Origin of the sequence: Zobellia uliginosa (assembly GCF_900156625.1) — a bacterium.
Lineage (GTDB): Bacteria > Bacteroidota > Bacteroidia > Flavobacteriales > Flavobacteriaceae > Zobellia > Zobellia uliginosa.
This window is the reverse complement of the sequence record NZ_FTOB01000012.1, coordinates 36,380-59,987: the sequence shown is the minus strand read 5'-3', so window position 1 is coordinate 59,987 and position 23,608 is coordinate 36,380. Positions and strand designations below refer to the sequence as shown.

Sequence of the window (23,608 nt, the reverse complement as noted above, 5' to 3'; positions counted from 1 at the left end):
CAATTCAGAGGTGTTAGAAACGTAGAGTTCTTCTTATTTAGGTTAACTAATATTTTTGCCTAAAGATAAAATCCCACAACTTTATGACTTGATCCGAGTTCTTCTTATTTAGGTTAACTAATATTTTTGCCTAAAGATAAAATCCCACAACTTTATGACTTGATCCACAATGAGTCATGACTCGTAAACAACCCCGTAAAATTAGATATAAAAAAAACGGTTTAGTTTTCGCTAAACCGTTTTTCTGAATATGTTAATCTTAGTAGCGGGGACTGGACTCGAACCAGCGACCTTCGGGTTATGAGCCCGACGAGCTACCTACTGCTCTACCCCGCGATATGGGTTTCATCTTTCTTGTTTTGCAACTTCGGCTCATGACGCCGACAAGATGAACGCTACTATTCGTAACGGGCGACAAATATACAACTGTTTTTTACTTAATTCCAAACATAAGTCGGAAACTTTTAGGGCTATGCCATAAAAAATATCGAAATTCCCTACCTTCGGGACTTGCAAGCCTATTTATGGATACAATAAACGATTTTATTTCGGCCGCACTGCCTTATACGGAGTGGCCCATGTTTCTCCTGCTTATTGGAGGGGGACTTTTCTTGGTGTTTTACTCTAAATTTTTACCCTACCGATTTTTTGGTCATGCTATTGCCATTACCGCAGGAAAGTATGATAATAAGACCGCCCAAGGTGATGTAAGTTCTTTTCAGGCCTTGTCGGCAGCCGTTGCGGCAACGGTTGGACTCGGAAATATTTCCGGGGTGGCCATAGCCATTCACGATGGTGGGCCCGGTGTGGTTTTTTGGATATGGGTGACGGCGCTTATTGGCATGTGTATCAAATTCTATTCATGTAGCCTCTCCATTATGTTTCGCAGTACGGATTCCGATGGCAAACTGCAGGGTGGCCCCATGTACTATATAACCAAAGGACTAGGGCCAAAAGCCAGGCCTTTGGCCGTATTTTTTGCCGTTTGTGGACTGTTCGGTTTTTTGGGGGTTTTTACCGCCAACCAGTTTACCGAGACCTTTATGAGTGTTGTTGAACCGTCGGAGACCCTGTTTCAAATGAGCGAGCAGAATTGGAAGTTGGGAATAGGCGTGCTTCTGGCCGTGGTTACCTCCTTTGTGATTTTTGGAGGGTTGACCAAAATTGCCAAAGTGGCCTCGGCCATCGTTCCTTTTATGGTATTGGTATATTTGGTAGCCGTTGTAATCGTAATGGTGTTGAATGCTTCGCAGATTATGCCTTCCTTAAAACTGATCATTACCGAAGCATGGAATTTTAAGACCGTCGTCACCGGAGGTTTCTGGGGGCTGGTCATAATAGGTATCCGCCGGGCTATGTTCTCTAACGAGGCCGGTCTGGGTAGTGCACCGATGTACCACGGGCAATCAAAAACCGATAATCCTATCAAGGAAGGTCTTGTGGCAATGTTAGGTCCATTTATAGATACCATTTTGGTCTGTACCTTTACCGCGGTCGTAATCATATTAAGCGGGGCTTATTTGGAGGATGGTAGCGGAATTGTCATGACCCTTTCGGCATTCGAGACCACCCTCTTCGGTTATGGCGATGTGCTATTGATGATAATCGTTACGGCCTTTGCCATGTCTACCCTGTTTACCTACTCGTACTATGGGGTAAAGTGTCTTTCTTTTTTGACCAATGCAAAAATTGGGAAGTTTTACAACTGGTATTTCGTAATCATGATTATTTTTGCAGCAGTAGCTTCGCTCGACTTGGTTAAAAACCTGATTGACTTATCGTACGCACTCATGGTCATACCGAACATGATAGCCGTTTTATTACTGGCACCGAAAGTAAATGCAGCGGCGACCGACTACTTTAAAAAATTGAAAGATGCAAAAGCATAAAGCAGGATTCGTAAATATTATCGGCAACCCCAATGTGGGCAAGTCTACTTTGATGAACGCTTTTGTGGGCGAAAAACTGTCCATAATTACCTCTAAGGCACAGACCACGAGGCACCGTATTTTAGGTATTGTCAACGGCGATGACTTTCAGGTCATTCTCTCCGATACCCCTGGGATCATTAAGCCGGCCTATGAGCTACAGTCGTCCATGATGAATTTTGTGAAATCGGCCTTTGAAGACGCAGATGTGCTTTTGTACATGGTCGAGATCGGTGAAAAGGCTTTGAAGGACGAAGCGTTTTTTGAAAAGATCAAAAACAGCAAAATACCGGTGTTGCTATTGCTTAACAAAGTAGATACGGCAACCCAAGAGCTTTTGGAAGAACAAGTGCAATACTGGCAAGAAATGCTTCCTACCGTAGAACTGCACCCTATTTCGGCCTTATCCAACTTTAATATTAAGAATATTTTCGAGCGTATTATCGAACTGCTTCCCGAAGCACCCGCCTATTATCCTAAAGATCAGCTGACCGATAAGCCCGAACGTTTTTTTGTAAACGAGACCATTCGAGAGAAAATCTTGATGCACTACAAAAAAGAAATTCCCTATTCCGTAGAAATCGAGACCGAAGAGTTTTTTGAGGATGAAGATATCATCAGGATGCGCTCGGTTATTATGGTAGAACGAGATTCTCAAAAAGGTATTATTATTGGTCACAAGGGCAGTGCCTTGAAAAGGGTAGGCGTAGAGTCACGTAAAGACCTAGAGAAGTTCTTCGGTAAGCAGGTGCATTTGGAATTGTATGTCAAGGTCAATAAAAACTGGCGTAACGATGCCCGACAGTTGAAACGCTTTGGATACAATAACTAAACCTTCTTAACCCTTTGCTAGCGTTCTTTTAAAGATTGCTTGTTCTTAAGCTAACTTTTAAGTGACCTTGAACCTTCATCTTTGGCGATTAATAACCAAACTTGAAGATGAAAAATTTTAAAAGTATTCCGCTTATTCTTATCGCATTGGGTAGTTTTTCCTGTGAAAAACTGGAAGACCTTGTGGGGCATCCCGATGAAGCCCCCGTAGTAGATACCTCAGAACTTACCTTTACTAAAATTGGTGGCTTCGTGAACGGGTCTGGAGATGAAGGCTTTGCCGAAATCAGTGCCTTCGATGCCAAGACCGGCAAACTGTTCGTTGTAAACCCTGTGGAAAGTGAGGTTTCCGTTTGGGATATTTCCAATCCTTCGGCGCCCTCCAAACAGGCTGCCATTGCCTTAACGGGAACGCCGAATAGCGTTGCGGTCCACAAAGGTCTGTTGGCCATTGCCCTAGAAAACGAGAATAAACAGGCAAACGGAAGCATTGAGGTATATGAAACTTCTACCATGACCTTGGCCAATTCGTATCCTGCAGGTGCTTTGCCCGACATGGTAAGCTTTAGCCCCAATGGTAAATACATTATCTCGGCAAATGAAGGGGAGCCCAATGACGATTATACAGTGGATCCGGAAGGCTCGGTTACTGTAATCGACAGGCTAAAAAACGAGGTGCGTACCTTGTCTTTTACGGGTTTCAATGGTCAGGCTATTGGCAATGATTTTAGGGTTTTCGGCCCCGGTGCCAGTTTGGCCCAAGATGTGGAGCCTGAATACGTGGCCGTTTCCGATGATAATAAATACGCATACATCAGTTTACAGGAAAACAATGGCATGGCGGTAGTGGACCTATCGGCTATGGCGATTACGGATGTTTTTGGTTTAGGGGTAAAGGATCACTCCCTTGTCGAAAATTCTATGGATGCCAGCAATAAAGACGACAAGGCTGGAAACTTTAAAACATGGCCTGTTCTTGGCTTTTATATGCCCGATGCCATAACCTATGCCCAAATAGGAGGGGTGGGCTATATCATTTCGGCCAATGAAGGTGATTCACGAGACTATGATGGCTATTCGGAGGAAGAAAGGGTAAAAGACCTTGATTTAGATGCTACGGCTTTCCCTAATGCGGAAGAACTACAGGCCGATGAAAACCTCGGAAGGTTAAAGATCACTACGGCCAACGGCGATACCGATGGCGATGGCGATTATGACAAAATTTATTCTTATGGTGCGCGTTCATTTACCATTTGGAGTCCACAAGGACAAATCGTTTACGATAGTGGTGATGAAATCGGCAGGAAAACATTTGAATTGGCTCCTTCTTTGTTCAATAACGATGAGGGTAAGACCGATGGCAGAAGTGATGATAAGGGTGCGGAACCTGAATCGGTGACTACGCTGAAAATCGGGGAGTCTACCCTGTTGTTCGTAGGGCTTGAAAGAACCGGAGGCGCTATGGTATATGATATTACCCAGCCTTCTGCTCCCGAGTTTTTACAGTGGGTTTTCAATACACAGGATATTGCGCCCGAAGGCCTCTTGGCCATACCTGCGCAAGAATCGCCAAACGGTGAAAATTTATTGGTCATTACCAATGAGGTGTCTAATACCGTTTCGATCTATGAAATAAAATAAAGGCTTTAACCGGCTAAAACATAGTAGAATCCCCGAACTTCATTTTGAGATTTGGGGATTCTGTTTTTAATTTACTTACGATTAGTTGATTAGAATTACGATACCATCGGGATTAATACTATTTTTGCAGCAAATTTGAGGAAGTATGAGTGCTATTGTAGCCATTGTAGGAAGACCGAATGTAGGGAAGTCTACGTTTTTTAATCGTTTGATCCAACGGAGGGAAGCTATTGTTGATGCCGTAAGCGGAGTTACCCGTGACCGCCATTATGGAAAAAGTGATTGGAACGGTAAAGAGTTTTCTATTATAGATACCGGTGGTTATGTTCAGGGTAGTGACGATGTTTTTGAGCAAGAAATTGATAAGCAGGTAGAATTGGCCATTGATGAAGCTGATGCCATTATTTTTATGGTAGATGTGGAAAGTGGTATAACGGGCATGGATGAAGACGTTGCCAAGCTACTCCGTAGGGTGAAAAAACCCGTTTTTTTGGCGGTCAATAAAGTAGACAATGCCAAACGGGCCGAAGATGCAGTAGAGTTTTATGCCTTGGGCCTAGGGGATTATTTTACCCTTTCCAGCGTTAACGGTAGTGGTACGGGAGATTTGCTCGATGCCTTGGTTGAAGTACTTCCTGAAAAGGAAAAAGAGGAAGCCGACCTTCCGAGGTTTGCCGTGGTAGGAAGACCTAATGCAGGGAAATCTTCCTTCATAAACGCCTTGATCGGTGAAGACCGTTATATCGTTACCAATATTGCCGGTACTACTAGGGATAGTATCGATACCAGGTACAACCGTTTCGGGTTTGAGTTCAATCTTGTCGATACGGCGGGTATACGAAGAAAATCAAAGGTAAAGGAAGATTTGGAATTCTATTCCGTGATGCGTTCGGTACGGGCCATTGAACACTGTGATGTTTGTTTGGTAATGTTCGATGCCACTCGTGGTTTTGATGGCCAGGTCGAAAATATCTTCTGGTTGGCCCAACGGAACAACAAGGGTATCGTGATTTTGGTAAATAAGTGGGACCTGATCGAGGAGAAGGAAACCAATACCATGAAACAGTATACGGAGCGGATCAAAAAAGCGATGGAGCCTTTTGTAGATGTACCTATTCTCTTTATATCCGCGCTAACCAAGCAACGTATTTACAAGGCTATAGAAACGGCCGTAGAGGTGTATAAGAACCGCTCTAAGAAGATAAAGACCAGAAAGCTTAACGATGTCATGTTGCCGATTATAGAGCGTACTCCGCCACCGGCCTACAAAGACAAATATGTAAAGATCAAGTACATCACCCAGTTGCCGACGAACTATCCCCAATTTGCCTTTTTCTGTAATCTTCCGCAATACGTGAGGGAACCCTATAAGCGGTTTTTGGAAAACAAATTAAGGGAGAACTTTGATTTTAACGGGGTACCCGTAACTATCTACATGAGGAAAAAGTAAGGGTTAAGGGGCGTGCTGTAGGGGATTGTGTTGTTGTTTACGTAAAATCCTATAAAACCCAAGCATAAACTTATGTTAAATTGTAACTAATTTTTTAGTTCAATGATTAGATTTGGAGCAAGCCATTTGCCAATCCAATAACTAATCCGTTTATGCAGAAAGTGTTACCAGCTTTTCTTGTGTTCGCATTTTTCTGTGTGAGTACCTATTCCCAAGAATTCAAAATCACCGGTAAAGTAGTTGACGCTGTTTCTGAACAGCCCTTGGAAGCTACCACCATCTATGCCGAGTCGCCAAAGGATAGTGCCTTGGTCGCTTATACCATTTCGGACGAAATCGGAAGTTTTACGCTCGAAGATCGCTCGGGGGTAAAGGAAGTGAATCTGTTCTTTTCCTATAATGGGTACAAGACCAAGGTTATGAAGGTTGAACTGAAAGATCATGTAAAGCTTGGGACCTTACTGTTGGAAGAACAGGCCGAAGAACTCAAAGGGGTGTCCGTTGTGGGCGATAGGGTGCCTATCACCATTAAAAAGGATACCTTGGAGTTTAATGCCGATTCGTTTAAGACCCGGCCCGACGCCACCGTAGAGGAACTATTGAAAAAGCTGCCGGGCGTGGAAGTCGATGGTGACGGAAAGATTATGGTAAACGGAAAAGAGGTGAGCCAAGTGCTGGTAAACGGTCAGGTCTTCTTTAGCAACGACCCGAAAATGGCGACCAAGAGCCTGCCCAAGGATATTATTAGCAAAATACAGATAACCGATACCAAAACGAAAGCCCAAGAGTTTACCGGCGAAAGTGGTGACGGGTCTTCTAAGACCATAAACCTGATGATCAAGGAAGATATGAACAAGGGGATCTTGAGCCGGTTGACGGCAGGTTATGGTACTGACGAAAGGTATCAGGCCAACGCGCTATTCAATTATTTTAACGGTGATGAACGCTTTAGTTTGGTGGCGGCCTCCAATAATATAAATTCGGCAGGTTTTTCGTTTGACGAGATTTATGATATGATCGGTCGTACACGGGGTGGGGGTTTTAGTGTGAATAGAGATGGCGGATTTTCTATAGCTGGATTAAATTTTGGTTTCGGGGAAGGAATCACAACTTCGAACACCTTGGGCGCCAGTTACGCCAATTCTAAAAAAGGAGAGTACGAGATTACCGGAAATTACTTTTTTGCATCGTCCGATAGTTACAATGATGAGCGTATGTCACGTGAAAATATTCTGCCTAGCGGAAGTTTTTTTACGGATCGTGAGTCGAGTTTTGAGGGGAATACGGTGTCGAATAGAGGAGGAGCGAACCTTATTTTTGACATCGATAAAACACTTCGTGTAACTTTATCCCCTTCTATGAGCGTAAACCGGACTAGTTCAGTTAACGCATCCAGTACGCGATCATCTACCGAAAATAATGGGCTCTTGAATGAAAATGAAAACCTGACCAGTGAAGACGGGGTAAACAGGAATTTTTCGAACCGCTTCGATATTACCAAAAAGTTAGATACCCTTGGTACCTACGTACGTCTGTTTTTCAATAACGGTAATGAACAAAACAACAACGAATCTAGATTGAATACGGTCAGTCGTATTTTTGGGGAGAATGCCAGAACCGATGAACGCAATCAGAATACGGAATTCGAGGCTAAAAATGATAGTTATGAAGTTGGGTTTGATTACAGACAGGCCCTAGCCAAAAAATTATTTCTTGAATTGGGCTATGAGCAGAAGGAAGATAAGAACAGCAACATACGTTCGGTATTCGATTTAAATGAGGTTGCGGGTACGTATTCAGATTTTAATTCGGCACTTAGCTCCGATTTTCTATTCAAGACTTCACGCAAGACGCCATCCATAGGAATCAAGAAGGATACTGAGAAATTACGGTTGGGTCTTGATATGGAATACCAATTTTCCGATTTGGATAATACTGAAGTTTTGCGCTCAACATCTTTTTCTAAATCATACAAGAATATTTTGTTTAGGGGCTATGTCAACTATAACCTTGATAAAAGCAAGCGAATAGGGGTTCATTATAATTCTGGTGTCGACCTACCCAGAATAAATCAATTGCAACCTGTTGCCAATGTAAGCAACCCTTTGAATGTGGTGACCGGTAATCCTGATTTGGAGCCCTCCATTTCACGAAACTTGTATTTTAATTATAACAATTTTAATTGGAAAGAACGAACGGGCTTGTTCGTGTATGTTGGACTGAATTATCAAGATAACCTCATATCGTCCGTAACAGAAACCGATGAAGATTTACTTCGTCGTACGACCTATACCAATGTAGATGGTAACTACAATCACTACGGAGGGCTAGGCTATTCAAAGGAAATTAAGAAAGACAGCACCTTTAAGGTAAAGTTTAATTTTAGGCCTTATTTCAACCTTCAAAAGAACGTCGGTTTTGTTAACGGCCAGCGCCTAGAGGCCAAAAGAAATAGTTTTAGTCCACGCATCACCACCACCCTTAATTTTAAGGAGTTCTTGGAGATAGAGCCTGGGTATTCCATCAACCTAAATTCAACCAAATATAATCTTGATAGCTATGATGATATCAACTTTACATCTCATAACGCCGAGCTGAAAACTACCTTATATTGGCCTAAGAACGTAATTTGGGGGAATGATATCCGATATAATTACAATGGTAGTGTGGGCAATAATTTTGATAAGGACGCCGTCTTTTGGAATATGAGCTTAGGTGTGCAAATGTTTAAAAAGAGTGCAACCTTAAAGTTGTTGGCCTATGACCTTTTAAATCAAAATATAAATACAAAACGGATTACGGGACAAGACTTTATTCAAGATGAACAGGGTACGGTCTTGACCCGTTATTTCATGATGAGCCTAACCTATAAATTTGACCAGTTTGGGGGTAAAAAATCAAAAGAGGGCAATAGGTTTATGTTTTAAGGCCTCCAACTACCATTAGCACTGCCACCACCAAAACGGCCACCGCCAAAACCACCTGTAAATCCAGGGCGTCGGTCCATTTTGGCGTATTCACGCTCCAATTCCCCATCGACGTCTTCTAGCTTCGATTTTAATTCGTTTCTTTCCTTTTTGCAGATTTCATACTGTGCGAGAGTGGCCTTGTGTATGGCCTTCGTAGCTATGTTGACGTATTTGGAAGATAGGTTGGCGGCAAGAATGACTACGTCTTTTCCGGTAGTTACAAGGTTGGTTACATCGCTTTTCTTAAAATTTATTGCCCAAGCCTTTTCTTCTTCGTCGTAATAAACAATAAAATTTTTGACGTAATTTTTGACGGCACGTTCTAATTTCTCTTTATTGTTGACCAACTCCAATTGTTGTTCTTCTGAAAGTGTTTTGAATTTTTGAATAATATTTAAGACCAATCCCTTTATGGCTTCGTTACGGGTAAGGTTCATCGCCAAATTGGTTCGTCTATTTAAATTTCTTAATTCTTCCTCTTTCGTTTTTAACTGAAACTCAAGGGCCGATTTCTTTTGTTTCAGTCTTTCGATTTCAGGGTTTGTGGGGTGTAACTGGCCAATGAACATTTGGTCCGGGTCAATTGCAAATTCCGTGTCGAAATTTACCGTTTGCGCTATTTTGTTGCCGTCTTCAAATTTTTTGATGGTGCTTTTGATAGCGACTTTAAGCTTCGACTCGAGTTGGTCGAAATTTTTGTTTCGTAACGAAGCCTTGAAACATTTGGAAATATCGGCAACTACTTTCTTTTTAAAGGCACTTTCCTTTTGAAGCGTTCGGAACTTTAAACTTTTGTTCATAGATGAATCTTTTAGCTGCCATCGATTTAAAGTACGCTTTAAGGAATAGCGGTCTATGGAATTTCCTACTAATATAATATATTCGGGCCAATCGTGAAGGCTAAAAAGAAATAGATTGTTACCAACCGCCCGAGGCGCCGCCGCCGCCGCCCATGCCACCGCCGAAGCCGCCGCTGAAACCACCGCCTCCACCAAAGCCTCCGCCAAAACCGCCTCCGAAGCCTCCTGAGCCTCCGCTACGGCCCATATTGCTTAAGATGATAATGTCCCAAAGGTCTAGGCCCTTATTGCGTTTGCCGCCGTCACCTCCGTTGCTGCCGCCACCTTTGTTGCGACGGGAGAGTATGATAAGAATGATGATAAAGATGATAAAGGGAAAAAACGGGGCTAGGGGAGATGCCACGCCATCGTTAAATGAGCGCTCTTCGTTAAACTCGCCCTGAAGTACCTGAAAAATGGCATCGCAGCCACTGTTCAGGCCTTCGTAATAATTGTTTTGCTTAAAATGGGGTATAATAACGGTTTCAATAATGCGTCTTGACATCGCATCGGTCAAGGTGGCTTCGACGCCATAACCGGTATTAATACTGATTTTACGGTCATTTTTGGCTAAGACAATTAAAATTCCATTGTCTTTTCCCTTTTGGCCAATCCCCCATTCGGTGAGCCAATTTGCTCCAAGGTAGTTGATCTGTTCCCCTTTCGTAGAATTGATAATGGCCACTACGATTTGGGTGGAAGTACTATCGGAATAGCGAATGAGCTTTTCTTCCAGATTTTTTTTCTGGCTTGTGCTTAAAAGATCAATGTAGTCGTACACACTGGTTTCCTTTTCTGGTTTTTCGGGAATTTCGAACTGGGCGAAAGAACCTAGGCCCCAGAAAAGAAAGAGTACAAGTAAACTAGTTTTTAGATATTTCATTGCTCAGCTCATTTACATCGCCATGTTGCCATGGGAAATGACTTTCCAATTCCTTTCCGGCTTTCAATATCCCCTCGATAAGGCCTTGTTTGAACCTTCCTTTTTTAAAATGCGATGCAATGGTGTCTCTAGTGGAATCCCAGAAATTTTCAGGGACCACTTTATCGATGCCTCGATCGCCATAAATAGCAAACTTCCTATCGTTTACGGCCACATAGATCAGAACCCCATTTTCTTCTTTGGTGTTGTCCATTTTTAGTAAATGAAATACTTCTTTGGCTCGGTCGAGTAGGTCGATTTTTGTATGTGCCTCTAAATGTACCCGTATTTCACCAGACGTATTTTTTTCGGCATTGACAATGGCCTGAACAATTTCTTGCTCTTCTTCGGCCGTTAAAAAGTTTTCTACTCGAGACATAATCCGCGGCTATTTGAAATCAAAACTTGTGTCAGGTGCCTTTTCCGCCCCGGCCTCAGATCGAAAATAGGAAAGCTCTTCAAAATTGAACAATTTTGCCAAAATAGAATTTGGGAAGGTTTTTACATGCAGGTTATAGGGCTCGACCGAAGCATTAAAGCGATCGCGCGCTACATTGATGCGGTTTTCCGTACCTTCCAATTGGGACTGTAGTTCCAGAAAGTTTTTGTTGGCTTTTAGATCAGGATATCGTTCTACGGTAACCAATAGGCTTTTTAGTGCCCCGCTTAGGCCTCCTTGCACCTTGTTGAACTCCGCCAATTGTTCTGGAGTGATATTGCTAGGGTCTATGGAAATTGAAGTGGCTTTTGAGCGGGCCTCGATCACGTCTTTTAATGTGCCCCTCTCAAAATCGGCCGCGCCTTGTACTGTTTTTACCAAGTTACCGATAAGATCATTTCTGCGTTGATAGGCACTTTCTACATTCGCCCAAGTTTTGGTCGACGCTTCCTTGAGTTCTATGGCTGTATTGTTGAAACTTACGCCCCATCCATAGAGTGCGATTGCGATCACTCCCAATACAATAAGTGCTATTAATCCTTTTTTCATTTTTAAAAATATTAGGTTATAGTTAATGTGCTGTAAAAAGAAAAACAGTTCGTTTAAGATGTTAGACCCCTAATTTGTAAAAAAGTTACAATTGGTCTTTGATCTTCGTCAATTCGGTCTTGATACGCTCGAGCTTATCTATGATATCAAAGTTGTTGAGCGTTTTTTGGCGATTTTCCTTAAGGTGGGTTTTGGCGCCTTCAAGGGTAAATCCGCGCTCTTTTACCAAGTGGTAAATGAGTTTGAGGTTGTTGATGTCCTGTGGGGTGAACTTACGGTTGCCCTTCGCGTTCTTTTTAGGTTTGAGGGCGTCGAATTCCTTTTCCCAAAAACGGATAAGGGAAGTGTTCACGCCAAAGGCCTTGGCGACTTCACCAATGCCATAGTACCTTTTTTCGGGGAGATCTACTTGCATTAGTCCAAAGATTGGTTTTCTTGTGCTGCGTATTTTAGCATATTCTCGAATTCTTCTGCGGTCAGACTACCGTAATAGAAGTTAATGGGGTTGATGCGTTCTTCATCTTTCCAGACTTCATAGTGCAAATGCGGGGCTTCCGAGCGGCCTGTATTTCCTACAAAACCAATGAGGTCGCCTCTTTTTACTTTTTGCCCTTTTTTAACGTTGTATTCGCTAAGGTGCCCATACAGGGTTTTGTATCCGTAGCCATGGTCTATGCGAATGTGTTTGCCGTAACCTGACGAGCCGTTATCGGCGCGGATGACCCTACCGTCTCCCGGAGCGTAAACCGGAGTGCCTTTTGGGGCCGAAAAATCCATGCCGCGATGCATTTTTCGAGCTTTTGTAAAGGGGTCCGAACGCCAGCCGTAACCCGAGGCCATTCGTTTAAGGTCTTCGTTTTTCACCGGTTGAATGGCCGGTATGGCCATCAAGAATTTTTCTTTTTCTTCGGCCAATTTGGTTATCTCATCCAAAGATTTTGATTGTATGGCCATTTGCTTTTTGATAATATCAAGTCGTTTCGTCGTGGCAATGACCATTTCCGAATTGTTGAAGCCTTCAAGCGATTTGTAACGGTTGACACCACCGAAACCGGCCCTTCGCTGTTCTTCGGGTATGGGGTTGGCCTCAAAATAGAGACGGTAGATATTGTTGTCGCGTTCTTCTATATTGGCCAAGACTTCCTCTATCTGACCCATTTTTCGATTTAAAAGCTCAAACTGGAGTTCGTAATTCTTTACTTCCCGCTGTAGTGAAAGCTCGCGCGGGGTGTTGATCAAATTGGTGTTCATCAAGAAAACCAAGCACAGCAGGCCAAAAAGAAAAGAGCCAATAAAGAACAGGGCGATATTACGATAACGCCTAGACTTTTTGGGCTCTATCTTGCGATATGAAAGCGTATCGGGATCGTAATAATACTTTACCTTAGACATGTACCTATTTTATCCTATTTTTGTGACGTTTTAGCGGGATAAACAAATATAGAAATACTTTCCTTTAAAACGTCAAATTTTGTAAAACCTTATAATTTTCTATGACTTCCAAGGAAATCCGATCGCAATTCTTAAACTTTTTTAAAGAAAAAGGACATAAAATAGTTCCGTCTGCCCCGATGGTCATCAAAGACGACCCTACACTCATGTTCACCAATGCGGGCATGAACCAGTTCAAAGAGTTCTTTTTGGGGAATAGCGTGGCCAAAAATCCAAGGGCGGTCGATTCCCAAAAGTGCTTACGTGTAAGCGGAAAACACAATGACCTTGAGGAAGTGGGTAAGGATACCTATCACCATACCATGTTCGAAATGTTGGGTAACTGGAGCTTTGGCGACTATTTCAAGAAGGAAGCTATCGAATGGGCATGGGAGTTGCTTACCGAGGTATTGAAAATAGATAAAGATTGTCTCTATGTTTCGGTCTTTGAGGGAAGCAAGGATGCCGATAGACTCGATTTGGATACGGAGGCATTCGATCTTTGGAAGGCCATAGTACCAGAAGACCGCATTATTCTAGGCAATAAAAAAGATAACTTTTGGGAGATGGGGGATCAAGGGCCATGTGGACCTTGTTCCGAAATTCACGTAGATATCCGCTCGGCCGAAGAAAAGGCCAAAATTTCCGGGGCTTCGTTGGTAAACGCCGATCACCCGCAAGTCGTAGAAATATGGAATTTGGTGTTCATGCAGTACAACCGAAAGGCCGATGGTTCATTGGAGCCCTTGCCGGCAAAACATGTCGATACCGGAATGGGATTCGAACGCTTGTGTATGGTCATGCAAGGTGTTCAGTCTAACTACGATACCGATGTCTTTAAACCGATCATTCGTGAGATAGAAACCATTACCCATAGCAAATATGGCAAAGACGAGGAAATCGATATCGCTGTCCGGGTTATTGCAGATCATATTCGTGCCGTGTCCTTCTCTATCGCTGACGGACAGTTGCCAAGCAATACCGGTGCCGGTTATGTGATAAGACGTATTTTAAGAAGGGCCGTTCGCTACGGATTTACCTTTTTGAATACCAAGGAACCCTTTATGTACCGTTTGGTCAATGTACTGACGGAAAATATGGGCGAGGCTTTTCCTGAATTGAAAGAGCAACGCCAACTGATAGAAAACGTTATCAAGGAAGAAGAGTATTCTTTCTTAAAGACCCTAGAACAAGGGCTTGTGCTTTTGGATCAGGTTATTTTGAATGTCAAGGGCAAGGAAGTTGACGGAAGAAAGGCTTTTGAACTCTATGATACCTACGGTTTTCCAATCGATTTGACCGCCCTGATCCTTTCTGAAAAAGGTTTGACCTTAGATGAAAAGGGTTTTGAACTCGCTATGCAAGAGCAGAAAAACCGTTCAAAATCCGCCTCGGAAATCTCCAAGGATGATTGGGAAGTGCTCTCCGCTGATTTAGAGCAGGAATTTGTGGGTTACGATATGCTTGAAGCCAACGTAAAGCTGGTGAAGTACAGAAAGGTGACCTCTAAAAAAGCGGGCGAGCAATATCAATTGGTATTCAACCTAACCCCCTTCTACCCTGAAGGCGGCGGACAAGTTGGCGATAAAGGCTACTTGGAGATGCCGAATGGGGATGTGGTCTACATTCTAGATACCAAAAAAGAGAACAACGAGATTATCCATTTTACCAAAAACCTTCCTGCCGACCTAAACGGAACCTTTAGGGCCGTCGTCGATAAGAAGCAGCGCGAGCGCACGCAGGCCAACCACACGGCTACACATTTATTGCACCAGGCCTTGCGTGAGGTTCTCGGTAAACATGTCGAGCAAAAAGGGTCTGCGGTGCATTCAAAATACCTTCGTTTTGATTTTTCGCATTTTTCAAAGGTAACACCTGAGGAACTGCGTGAAGTAGAGAGTTTTGTAAACGCCCGTATTGCCGGACAATTGCCTTTTGAGGAGCAACGTAACATTCCGGTCGAAAAAGCGCTCGAAGAAGGGGCGATGGCCCTTTTTGGGGAAAAGTACGGCGATACCGTTCGCACGGTCCGCTTTGGTCGGTCTATAGAACTTTGTGGAGGGACCCATGTAAAGAATACCGGCGATATCTGGCATTTTAAAATAAAGTCAGAGGGCGCGGTGGCTTCGGGAATCAGAAGAATTGAGGCCATTACCTCCGATGCCGTAAAAGATTTCTATGCCGAGAACGATAGGGTTCTTTTAGATATCAAAGGCTTGTTGAACAATGCCCAAGACCCTGTTAAGGCTGTGTCAACCTTGCAGGAAGAAAATGCAAAGTTGAAAAAAGAAGTGGAGGCACTTTTAAAAGATAAGGCGAAAAACCTAAAAGTAGAGCTGAAAAATGAACTCCAAGAAGTGAACGGGGTTCAGTTTTTAGCCAAGAAAATAGATTTGGATGCTGCGGGAATTAAAGACCTTTCTTTTGAAATGGGACAGAACCAAGATAACCTCTTCCTTCTTTTTGCTACGGAACAAAATGGAAAAGCATTATTGTCTTGTTACATTTCTAAAGAGCTGGTAGGGGCAAAAGATTTGAATGCCGGAACCATTGTGAGGGAATTGGGGAAATTCATTCAAGGTGGCGGCGGTGGCCAACCCTTCTTTGCTACCGCAGGGGGTAAAAAGCCCGAAGGAATCGATGAGGCCTTGGCCAAGGCTGAAGATTATATAAAGTAAATTATAACAACGCTTCGCTTATTTAGGCGAGGCGTTTTTCTTTTTATTTGGTGTTGGAACGGAAACTTAAGTGTATCGAATGGGGATGTGGCTTATGGCGAAAATGAAGTAACTTACAGGGGATTTTAAGTTTAAACAGTCATAAATAATATAGATAAGATTAGCCGTCCGACTACCATACCTGAAGTGCTCCGTCAATTGGATATTATAATTGATACCGCCATTGCGGCCAACAGCCACATGGGCTTATTCGCCTATGTCTACAGAAGGACTACGGCCCAAATACTAAAAGAGGTCGAGCTCGGAAATTTCGAGGATAATGACCGAATGGTGAAATTCGATGTCGAATTCGCCAATTTCTATCTCGACGCCTACCACGCTTATTCAAATGGCCTCGAGGTAAGCAGGTCGTGGGATTTTGCCTTTAAAAACGCAAAAGAGCCCTTGACCATTCTACAGCACGTTATGCTCGGAATCAATACCCATATCAATCTTGATCTGGCCATGGCGGTAAGTACCGTTATGAGGGAAAGGGAGTTGGCGGAAATAGAAAACGACTATAACACCGTAAACCGTATTCTTTCCGATATTGTCAATGAAATGCAAGATAGGCTTGGCCGTGTGTCCCCTTTACTTTTTATGTTGGATTGGGCAGGGAAAAATTCAGACGAGAAGATTATCGATTTTAGTATGGCCAAGGCCAGGGAGGTATCGTGGGGCAATGCGAATTTACTCTGGGGCTTGGGAGTGGAACATCAAGGGGAAGCGATTAAAAATATTGATGGGGTAGTGCTGAAATTGAGTGAATTCATTAAGACGCCCCGATCTAAGATTATCGATTTTTTGCTCAGTCTCATAGGCCGGTTCGAAGAAAGGAATATCGCTAAGGTCATCGCAACATTACGGGAAGACTGAATCGATACGGCCCTTATTTATTTAAAAAAGACAGATAAAAAACAAACAACACGTATATCCCTTATCCCGAAAGAAGCCATCGAAGCCTTACAACACATACTAAACCAGATATTGCCTTTTGAAGAGCACGATTGGAAGGCGATAGAGCCTTATCTGTCGACAGTTGGCTTTGATGAAGGGGAGCGGTTGCTCCACCCTCCGCAAATATGTGGTTTCATTGCTTTTATCAAGTCGGGTTCCATACGGTCTTACCACACCAATGACCAATTGGTGGAGACCAATCTTTTGCTAAGGTCCGATAACGAATTCATTACGGATTACGAGAGTTTTATACGCGAAGAACCAGCGACCTTGTCTATTCAGGGCCTTGAAAAAGGTGAGGCCATTTTTTTGGATAGGACAGGGCTCAATGCCCTCTACGAAACTTCTTTTTATTGGAATAAATTCGGGAGGATCATAAGTGAGCAAATATTCGTCAACAGTAAACGTAGAACCGAACAACTGTTGTTTTTAAATCCAAGGGAGCGATACCTGCTTTTGATGAAAGAACATCCTGATTACTTTCAAAAGTATTCCCTAAAGCATATCGCGAGTTATTTGGGCATTACCCCACAGTCATTGAGTAGGATCAGAAATCAGCTTTCAAGGCATTAATTACCCAAAGTTAAGTCTTGCTTCCATTGTTTTATAGGAAATTTGCCCGATCAATAAAACAAAGAAACGAGTATTTAAAAGCGTAAACGTATGGTTGTTATGGTGTTGTCATTAATTCTATTCTTGATTTTTATCGTACTTGGAGGCTTACATTTCTATTGGCTTTTTGGAGGCGATTGGGCGGTAGGGAAAGTAATCCCTACAAAAGGCAATGGGGAATGCCTGCCTAAGATTCCCCCAATAGCGACCCTAGTCGTCGGGGTCGTCTTGGTTTCGTTTGCTTCGGTTTATCTGATGAAATCAGGGCTCGTAACTATTCAAGGGTTGAATGGGGTGATAAATTATGGATATTGGTTTATTCCTTCTATTTTTATTTTACGGGCCATAGGTGATTTTAATTATGTGGGCTTTTTTAAGAAAGTAAAACATACCACCTTCGCGAAGGCGGACTCAAAAGTTTTTATTCCATTATGTTTGGCCATTGGTATAATGGGAATACTGATTCAATTAATGGATTGAAAACAATAGGGAGGCGTAGAAATAAGGTGAGCTGCTATTTTTGGATGCAAGCCGGAAAATAAATGATAATGAAACTCCAAACACAAATACCTTTACAAAAGGCCGAAAAGCAAATCGATTATGAAAGTCGCTTGGTTTTTCTGGGTTCTTGTTTTTCGGAAAATATCGGGGAAAAGTTCACCTACTTTAAGTTTCGGTCGCTCAGGAATCCCTTCGGCATTTTATTTCATCCCTTGGCTATTGAAAATTTGGTGTCCCGGGCCCTTCGGAGGAAGCGGTATACCCAAGAGGATGTATTTTACCATAACGAACGTTGGCAGTGTTACGACGCCCATTCCGATTTGAGCGCCCTTTCCCAAGAAACCCTATTGGGGTTGCTCAATGATGGGCTGGAAAAAACGGCCGAACACCTGGCGACCGCTACCCATATCGGTATTACCCTGGGAACGGCATGGGTGTATCGCCACTTAGAAACCGATACGGTAGTGGCCAACTGCCATAAAGTCCCACAGAAGCAATTCTCAAAGGAGCTGTTGGGCATTGCAGAGATGAAGGCGGCACTGAATGCCATTATGGCCTCCGTTCGTTCGATAAACCCGAAGGTGCAGTTTGTTTTAACCGTATCGCCCGTACGGCATCTAAAGGACGGTTTTGTGGAGAATCAAAGAAGTAAGGCACATTTGATTTCGGTGGTCCACGCGGTTTTGCAAGAAGGGGCGTCTTACTTTCCTTCGTACGAAATCCAGATGGATGAGCTTAGGGATTACCGCTTCTATAAAGAAGATATGGTGCATCCCAACCCATTGGCGGTTGATTATATTTGGGAGAGGTTTAAATCGGTGTGGATTTCGGAGGAAGCTCAAGAATCAATGCAGCAGGTCGATGCCATTCAAAAGGGATTGCGCCACAGGCCCTTTCATCCGGAATCGGAACAGCATAAAAAGTTTTTAAAATCCTTGGGACTTAAAATCAACGACATTCAAAAGCAGTTTCCTTTCATGGATTTTTCCGGTCAAGGTTCTGGGGGTTAGAATGCTTTTTCCGTTTCGTTAATTTCAATTTGTATTGTAACTTCAACTTATGAAAAAAGTATTTGTAGGGGTTATTGTCACCTTGGCGGTAGTTTTGGTGTTCCGTTCATGTGCCGATGAAAGGGAGGAGAAAAGCATCCTTCAAGAAAATAGCATGCTCATCCAAACACAAATAGACAACGTCAGTAAATTGATCGTTACCGAAGGCCATTTTGCCGAAGTCTACAATTACAAAGATTCCAAGATGCTTTTCGGTCCCTTTATCTCCGCGGAAAAGAAAGCCTTGGTAGTGGTCAATGCCGATGTTACCATAGCTTATGACCTGAATCAAATAGACTTTGAAGTCGATGAGGACAATAAGGTGTTGCGTATCAAAAGCATACCTGAGCCCGAGGTAAAGATCAATCCCGACTTTGAATATTATGATGTGAGCTCAGACTACTTGAATATGTTCGAGGCCAGCGATTATAATAAGATCAAGAAAAACGTAAAGGCTTCGTTGATGAAAAAAGTGGAAGCCTCATCATTAAAAACGAATGCCCAGAATCGCCTGATTAGCGAACTTCAGAAGTTTTACATCCTAACCAATTCCATGGGGTGGCAGTTGGTCTACAAAGATGAGGTCGTAGACCAAGACCTAAGCGATTTTTTTCTTAAGGATTGATACCTCTTCGGCTATTTTACAAAATTTTGTGCCCAACTAATGTATTGGTCCCAATCGTAATCGGTAACATCGTGTTTTCCCGATCGTATATGGTAGGCTAGGGTTTCTTGAATAGGCCGGTCTACAAGGGGGCTATCGCTTTTAGATATCCCTTTTTTGCCATATAGGGCGTATACTGACGTGGCGTACTGTGCCGAAAGGAATTCGCCCTTGGGGTCGGCCCATTCGTCCTCGGCGGCACTTGCCACATATAAAGGCCTTGGGGCGATCAATGCCAATAATTGGTGCTGGTCTACGGGCAATATTTCTTCTTTGTTACTGTATTTCTTGAAGCTTTCCGAAAACCAATGCGGAAAGGAATTGTTAATGTGGCCTATGGTTTCCCCATATTTGCGTTTAGATAAGGCGGCGCCACCGCATCCGGAATTGTTACTGATCACTCCGTCAAAGCGAGGATCCGATGCCCCGGCCCATAGAGCGGCCTTGCCCAGTCTTGAATGGCCAAAAACAATAACTTTGGAAATGTTGGTGTCGTTTTCGAGGTAATCCATGGCACGGCTAAGGCCAAAGGCCCATGCGGCAATGCTTCCCCATTCGTTTGTTTTAGGTCTGTTTTGCCCTTCCCTATAGAAGAGGCTGTGCAATCCATCGGAAAAATCGTTTTTATCAGGGTCGATTTCACCGTAGTAGACCGTCGCTAATCCAAATCCGTTGTCGAGTATTTTGTCAACGGCCCATCGGTCCTTTCTTGAGCCCCTAGAGGCTTCGGTGGCCTTGTTGTTCTTGATGTTCAAGGCAATGTCGTTCGCGTTCCAAGCTTCGGTTATGAAGACCTTGGGGTCGTCGGTCACCGTGTGGTTGCCGTGAAAATTATAGCCCAAAAATACGGGGGCGTTTTCGTTTCCCTTAGGGAGATAAAGGAGTATGTTGAAATTGAGCGAACGGTTGTTCTTTTTTAGACCAACGGCAATTTGTTTGCGCTGGGCTTTGCCGCCCAAGGCGTTGTTGTCTTCCTCTATGACTTCGAACGAATACTCATCGAGCATGGTGGGCACCTTGCCATAAATCTGTTTTTCGAAAAATTGATAGATCTCCAGTTTTCGTTTTTTCTCCCATTGGTCCCTATCGGTAATGGCTTCGCCACTAAAGGTCATTAACGGGTCCGGTACGGTAAACTTGGGAACCTTGGTTTCGTCATAATTTGCTTCGGGTTGTGCCACGAATATCGATGGAATTAATGCAAAAAATAGAATGATGAATGGTTTCACAGTGGTTTGGTTTGGGGTCGATCGGCAAATGCGCCAATCGTTATTTTAATTTTTCGGTTTCAAATTTATGATTTACCAAATTAAGTCCATCATCTATCAGATGGCCTGCCTTCGGATTGTTCAATTTAACTGTTTCTAGGTGTGCGGCTATTTCTTGGGCAAAATCATTGTCGCCGTTCTCTTTGGCGAGTTCATATAGCTCCACGGGTAGCAGCCAATCGTTAGGGTAATCGTCCCTGATGGCTTCAAAAACCTTATGTCTTGAGATGGTGGTGTTCTTACCTTCCCTAAAATGACGTATCTGTTCGTAATACTGCCCTAATTTGCTTTGGGCGGAATCGGCCTTGACCTTTATGGTGCTCGATGATATTTTGTGGGTAACCAGATCAAAGCTGTTGAGGTCGGCCGGGCCGTTAAAGGCGGAAACAATTTCTCGACCTACGGCCATATTGTACAGTTCGTCATTGCTTTCGAACAGTACTTTGTCCTTATGGCTTACTCGGCAGTTTTTAAAGGTAACCAGAATAATTTCGCCCTGTAGGTTTCGGGTACCTGTAATGATTTCTCCCGCTACCTTAATGTGTCCTTCGAATTCTAGGGAAACTTGCTGGCCTTCAAAAATGTTATAGGCCTTTAAATCTAAGGGGCTCATGTCTTCAATGGCCAGGTTGATGCCTTTGAGTTTGCCTATGGGCGATCCAAAACCGGTGGCGTGCTGTTTGGTGCTGTGTCCGACCAACTCTTTTTCCCGGAAGGAAAGGGCGGTAGGTCCTAAGGTCTGAAAGAATGCCGGCTTGCCTTCGTGTTCAATTACCCTATCGAAATTTCCCGATATCTGCAATCCGGTGCTGAGTTCAATAGTGCCCAGTTCTTTCGATTCAATAAGTTTTTGTATCCCTTTTAATCCTCCACGTCTTAGGGCCATGGTGTTGGCGAACTCTTCCAATACCTGGCTCAGGTAAGCGAAATCAGGTGTAACGAAAAGTTGTGGTTGAGGTTGCGTAATATCGAAGGAAGTATATGCCGCATCTATGGAATAGGGTATTTTCTTTACTTTGTCGGTCATGCACCAAGCACTTTCCCCAATCGAGGAAAGAAGTCCGGCACCGTATATTTTCGGGTTTTCGGGTGTTCCAATAAGGCCGTATTCCACGGTCCACCAGTGCAGATTGCGAATAAGTGCGATTTCGCTGGGTTCGCCCATGTTATTTTGCAGGTCTTCAATATGTTTTTCGGCCTTGTCGATCTCTTCCTGGGGTGTGCCGGGTGCTTCCTTAATGATGGAAAGGTGGCGTACCGCTTCGTAGAGTTCGTAATCTTTTGCATTGGAAATCGCCTTGCAGCCAATTTCGCCAAATCGACGAAGGTATTCGGCGTACTCGGGGTTGGCGATAATGGGGGCGTGGCCTGCACCCTCGTGAATAATGTCGGGGGCGGGAGTGTACTCTATATGGTCTAGTTGGCGTATATCGGAGGCAATGACCAAAACGTTATAGGCTTGAAATTCCATAAAGGCCGAAGGGGGAATAAACCCGTCAACGGCTACGGCCGCCCAACCGATTTCCTTTAAGATACGGTTCATGCCGTACATGTTAGGAATATGGTCTATGGAAATCCCGGTTTTTTTTAGTCCCTCAAGATAGGAAGCATGGGCCACCTTACTGAGGTAATCCACGTTTTTGCGCATTACGTACCTCCAAACGGCTTGGTCTATAGCCGAATATTCATTGTAATCCTGTGGTTTGATATACTGCTGCAAATGTGCAGGTAGCTTGTCGAGAACAGGGTTGCTGATATACTTCATACTAGACGGTTTTCTGTTATAAAGATACAAAAAAGGGAGGCTTTCGATTGCATGGGGTGGGCCAGCGTATAAAAAAAGCCCTTTAAGAATAAAAGAGCTTTTACTTGGTCAAAATAGGTTTATTTAGCAGCCACTGCGTTCGGTGGGTATTGCATCAATATTTCCGAAACAAATTCGCGAATGCGCTCCTCTTTCTTTTCTATGTTGCTTACGTTCACTAGGTTGCCAACTCCTTTGCCTTGCCATACCAGCTCCTTGCTTTTGGCATCGATGAGGTCAATGTACAATGAGCCTTCGGTGCGGGTGCTTACATTGTTGCCGCCCCATCCCGGGCCCCAGTAATACGGGTTCCATCCCCAGCCATAATAGCCGCCCCAGTAGTTGTTGTAGATGTCTACCTGTTCCTTTTCTTTGGTGAATATGCTCACTAAAATATCTGGATTCTCAGATTTTGAGAAGCCTCGTTTGCCCATTTCGGCCTCAATGGCGCGAAGGATACGTTTTTTGTCCAAATCCGAAATTTGGGCCTTGTCTATGCCTGTTTTGTAGAAAGCATAGGTTTTGTAGCTGTCAAAATTCGCCTCTTTGTCGTAATCCGAAAGTACGCGCACCGAAGTACATGAGCTTAAGAACAGCAACACAAGCATGGGAATTGCAAGGATTTTAATTTTTTTCATAACAAATAATTGTATTTGGTGTTAATACATCTTTTTTCTGATTAAGGTAACCTCAAAAATCATGCCGAACAACCATGTTCATTGGCGGTTCGTTTTGGGGTCAAAACCATAGGGGCAGTGCCTGCAACCACTTTCACAACAGTACCCTCTCTTTAAATGATACTGCTGGGTAAATACCCGATATCCTTCTTTTGATAGGTAAAAATCGCCCTCCTCGGGCGGAATTATTTTTTTCATCACCTCCTTCAGCCTTGCTTTTGATTGGTATAAAATTACTTCATTTTGTTGATAAACAACAAAAAACGATTTGAAAACCGTACATTTTAGGGGTGTTTAGGAGTATTTTAACGAATCATTGTAATTGTTGGCAAGAAAGTTCAGTTATCGAATATAAGGGCT

The 23,608-nt window shown here is 43.4% G+C and carries 21 protein-coding genes and 1 tRNA gene; 11 read left to right on the top strand and 11 right to left on the bottom strand.

Annotated features, from left to right (window positions below):
- Positions 1 to 263 precede the first annotated feature (263 nt).
- A tRNA-Met gene (locus BW980_RS21270) sits at positions 264 to 336 on the bottom strand.
- A gap of 188 nt (positions 337 to 524) precedes the next feature.
- Between BW980_RS21270 and BW980_RS21265 the strand changes: the two genes are divergently transcribed.
- The 5 genes from BW980_RS21265 to BW980_RS21245 all read left to right on the top strand — a co-directional run bounded on the left by BW980_RS21265 (position 525) and on the right by BW980_RS21245 (position 8,777).
- Positions 525 to 1,889 carry an alanine/glycine:cation symporter family protein gene (locus BW980_RS21265; protein ID WP_076457175.1) on the top strand — a complete coding sequence of 455 codons (1,365 nt, stop codon included), beginning with the start codon at positions 525 to 527 and terminating at the stop codon, positions 1,887 to 1,889.
- On the top strand, positions 1,876 to 2,760 hold the full coding sequence (era, locus tag BW980_RS21260) for a GTPase Era (protein ID WP_076457174.1): 885 nt from the start codon (positions 1,876 to 1,878) through the stop codon (positions 2,758 to 2,760). The genes BW980_RS21265 and era overlap by 14 nt, the downstream gene beginning before the upstream one ends.
- 107 nt (positions 2,761 to 2,867) lie before the next feature.
- On the top strand, positions 2,868 to 4,400 hold the full coding sequence (locus tag BW980_RS21255) for a choice-of-anchor I family protein (RefSeq protein WP_076457173.1): 1,533 nt from the start codon (positions 2,868 to 2,870) through the stop codon (positions 4,398 to 4,400).
- Between the two features lie 145 nt (positions 4,401 to 4,545).
- On the top strand, positions 4,546 to 5,850 hold the full coding sequence (gene der / locus BW980_RS21250; RefSeq protein ID WP_076457172.1) for a ribosome biogenesis GTPase Der: 1,305 nt from the start codon (positions 4,546 to 4,548) through the stop codon (positions 5,848 to 5,850).
- Between the two features lie 152 nt (positions 5,851 to 6,002).
- Positions 6,003 to 8,777 (top strand): outer membrane beta-barrel protein, encoded by a 2,775-nt coding sequence (locus tag BW980_RS21245; protein WP_076457171.1) that lies wholly within the window; start codon positions 6,003 to 6,005, stop codon positions 8,775 to 8,777.
- Here BW980_RS21245 and BW980_RS21240 read toward each other — a convergent pair.
- The 6 genes from BW980_RS21240 to BW980_RS21215 form a co-directional block, all read right to left on the bottom strand.
- Positions 8,774 to 9,619, bottom strand: coding sequence for a hypothetical protein (locus tag BW980_RS21240; protein WP_076457170.1), 846 nt, complete (start codon positions 9,617 to 9,619; stop codon positions 8,774 to 8,776). The genes BW980_RS21245 and BW980_RS21240 overlap by 4 nt on opposite strands.
- Before the next feature lie 118 nt (positions 9,620 to 9,737).
- Positions 9,738 to 10,541 carry a TPM domain-containing protein gene (locus tag BW980_RS21235; RefSeq protein WP_076457169.1) on the bottom strand — a complete coding sequence of 268 codons (804 nt, stop codon included), beginning with the start codon at positions 10,539 to 10,541 and terminating at the stop codon, positions 9,738 to 9,740.
- Positions 10,522 to 10,959, bottom strand: coding sequence for a TPM domain-containing protein (locus tag BW980_RS21230; RefSeq protein ID WP_076457168.1), 438 nt, complete (start codon positions 10,957 to 10,959; stop codon positions 10,522 to 10,524). Before BW980_RS21230 ends, BW980_RS21235 begins: the two co-directional genes overlap by 20 nt.
- A 9-nt stretch (positions 10,960 to 10,968) precedes the next feature.
- Complete coding sequence (locus tag BW980_RS21225; RefSeq protein WP_076457167.1) at positions 10,969 to 11,568, bottom strand: LemA family protein; 600 nt, start codon at positions 11,566 to 11,568, stop codon at positions 10,969 to 10,971.
- Between the two features lie 85 nt (positions 11,569 to 11,653).
- Positions 11,654 to 11,983: a MerR family transcriptional regulator gene (locus tag BW980_RS21220; protein WP_076457166.1), complete on the bottom strand. Its 330-nt coding sequence runs from the start codon at positions 11,981 to 11,983 to the stop codon at positions 11,654 to 11,656.
- On the bottom strand, positions 11,983 to 12,960 hold the full coding sequence (locus BW980_RS21215; RefSeq protein ID WP_076457165.1) for a M23 family metallopeptidase: 978 nt from the start codon (positions 12,958 to 12,960) through the stop codon (positions 11,983 to 11,985). Before BW980_RS21215 ends, BW980_RS21220 begins: the two co-directional genes overlap by 1 nt.
- Before the next feature lie 101 nt (positions 12,961 to 13,061).
- On the opposite strand from BW980_RS21215, the gene alaS reads away from it, so the two are divergent.
- The 6 genes from alaS (at position 13,062) to BW980_RS21185 (ending at position 19,460) form a co-directional block, all read left to right on the top strand.
- Entirely contained in the window at positions 13,062 to 15,677 is a 2,616-nt protein-coding gene (alaS, locus tag BW980_RS21210) for an alanine--tRNA ligase (RefSeq protein ID WP_076457164.1), read from the top strand.
- A 186-nt stretch (positions 15,678 to 15,863) separates the two neighbouring features.
- Positions 15,864 to 16,592 (top strand): DUF5995 family protein, encoded by a 729-nt coding sequence (locus BW980_RS21205; RefSeq protein ID WP_262508159.1) that lies wholly within the window; start codon positions 15,864 to 15,866, stop codon positions 16,590 to 16,592.
- 111 nt (positions 16,593 to 16,703) lie between these two features.
- Complete coding sequence (locus tag BW980_RS21200) at positions 16,704 to 17,246, top strand: Crp/Fnr family transcriptional regulator (RefSeq protein WP_076457162.1); 543 nt, start codon at positions 16,704 to 16,706, stop codon at positions 17,244 to 17,246.
- Positions 17,247 to 17,345: 99 nt separating this feature from the next.
- Positions 17,346 to 17,765, top strand: a complete 420-nt coding sequence (locus BW980_RS21195; protein WP_175609937.1) for a DUF3995 domain-containing protein — start codon at positions 17,346 to 17,348, stop codon at positions 17,763 to 17,765.
- Positions 17,766 to 17,833: 68 nt separating this feature from the next.
- Entirely contained in the window at positions 17,834 to 18,796 is a 963-nt protein-coding gene (locus BW980_RS21190) for a GSCFA domain-containing protein (protein WP_076457160.1), read from the top strand.
- A gap of 49 nt (positions 18,797 to 18,845) precedes the next feature.
- Positions 18,846 to 19,460, top strand: coding sequence for a DUF4230 domain-containing protein (locus BW980_RS21185; RefSeq protein ID WP_076457159.1), 615 nt, complete (start codon positions 18,846 to 18,848; stop codon positions 19,458 to 19,460).
- 11 nt (positions 19,461 to 19,471) lie between these two features.
- Here the strand turns inward: BW980_RS21185 and BW980_RS21180 are convergent, their stop codons facing one another.
- From BW980_RS21180 to BW980_RS22710, 4 genes are all read right to left on the bottom strand, one after another.
- Positions 19,472 to 20,728, bottom strand: a complete 1,257-nt coding sequence (locus BW980_RS21180) for a glucuronyl esterase domain-containing protein (protein WP_083690585.1) — start codon at positions 20,726 to 20,728, stop codon at positions 19,472 to 19,474.
- A gap of 40 nt (positions 20,729 to 20,768) precedes the next feature.
- Positions 20,769 to 22,532 (bottom strand): aromatic amino acid hydroxylase, encoded by a 1,764-nt coding sequence (locus BW980_RS21175; RefSeq protein WP_076457157.1) that lies wholly within the window; start codon positions 22,530 to 22,532, stop codon positions 20,769 to 20,771.
- Between the two features lie 119 nt (positions 22,533 to 22,651).
- A complete protein-coding gene (locus BW980_RS21170; protein WP_076457156.1) occupies positions 22,652 to 23,209 on the bottom strand; it encodes a DUF4136 domain-containing protein in 558 nt (185 codons plus the stop codon).
- A gap of 78 nt (positions 23,210 to 23,287) precedes the next feature.
- Positions 23,288 to 23,446: a C1orf53 family protein gene (locus BW980_RS22710; protein ID WP_158499715.1), complete on the bottom strand. Its 159-nt coding sequence runs from the start codon at positions 23,444 to 23,446 to the stop codon at positions 23,288 to 23,290.
- Positions 23,447 to 23,608: the final 162 nt, after the last annotated feature.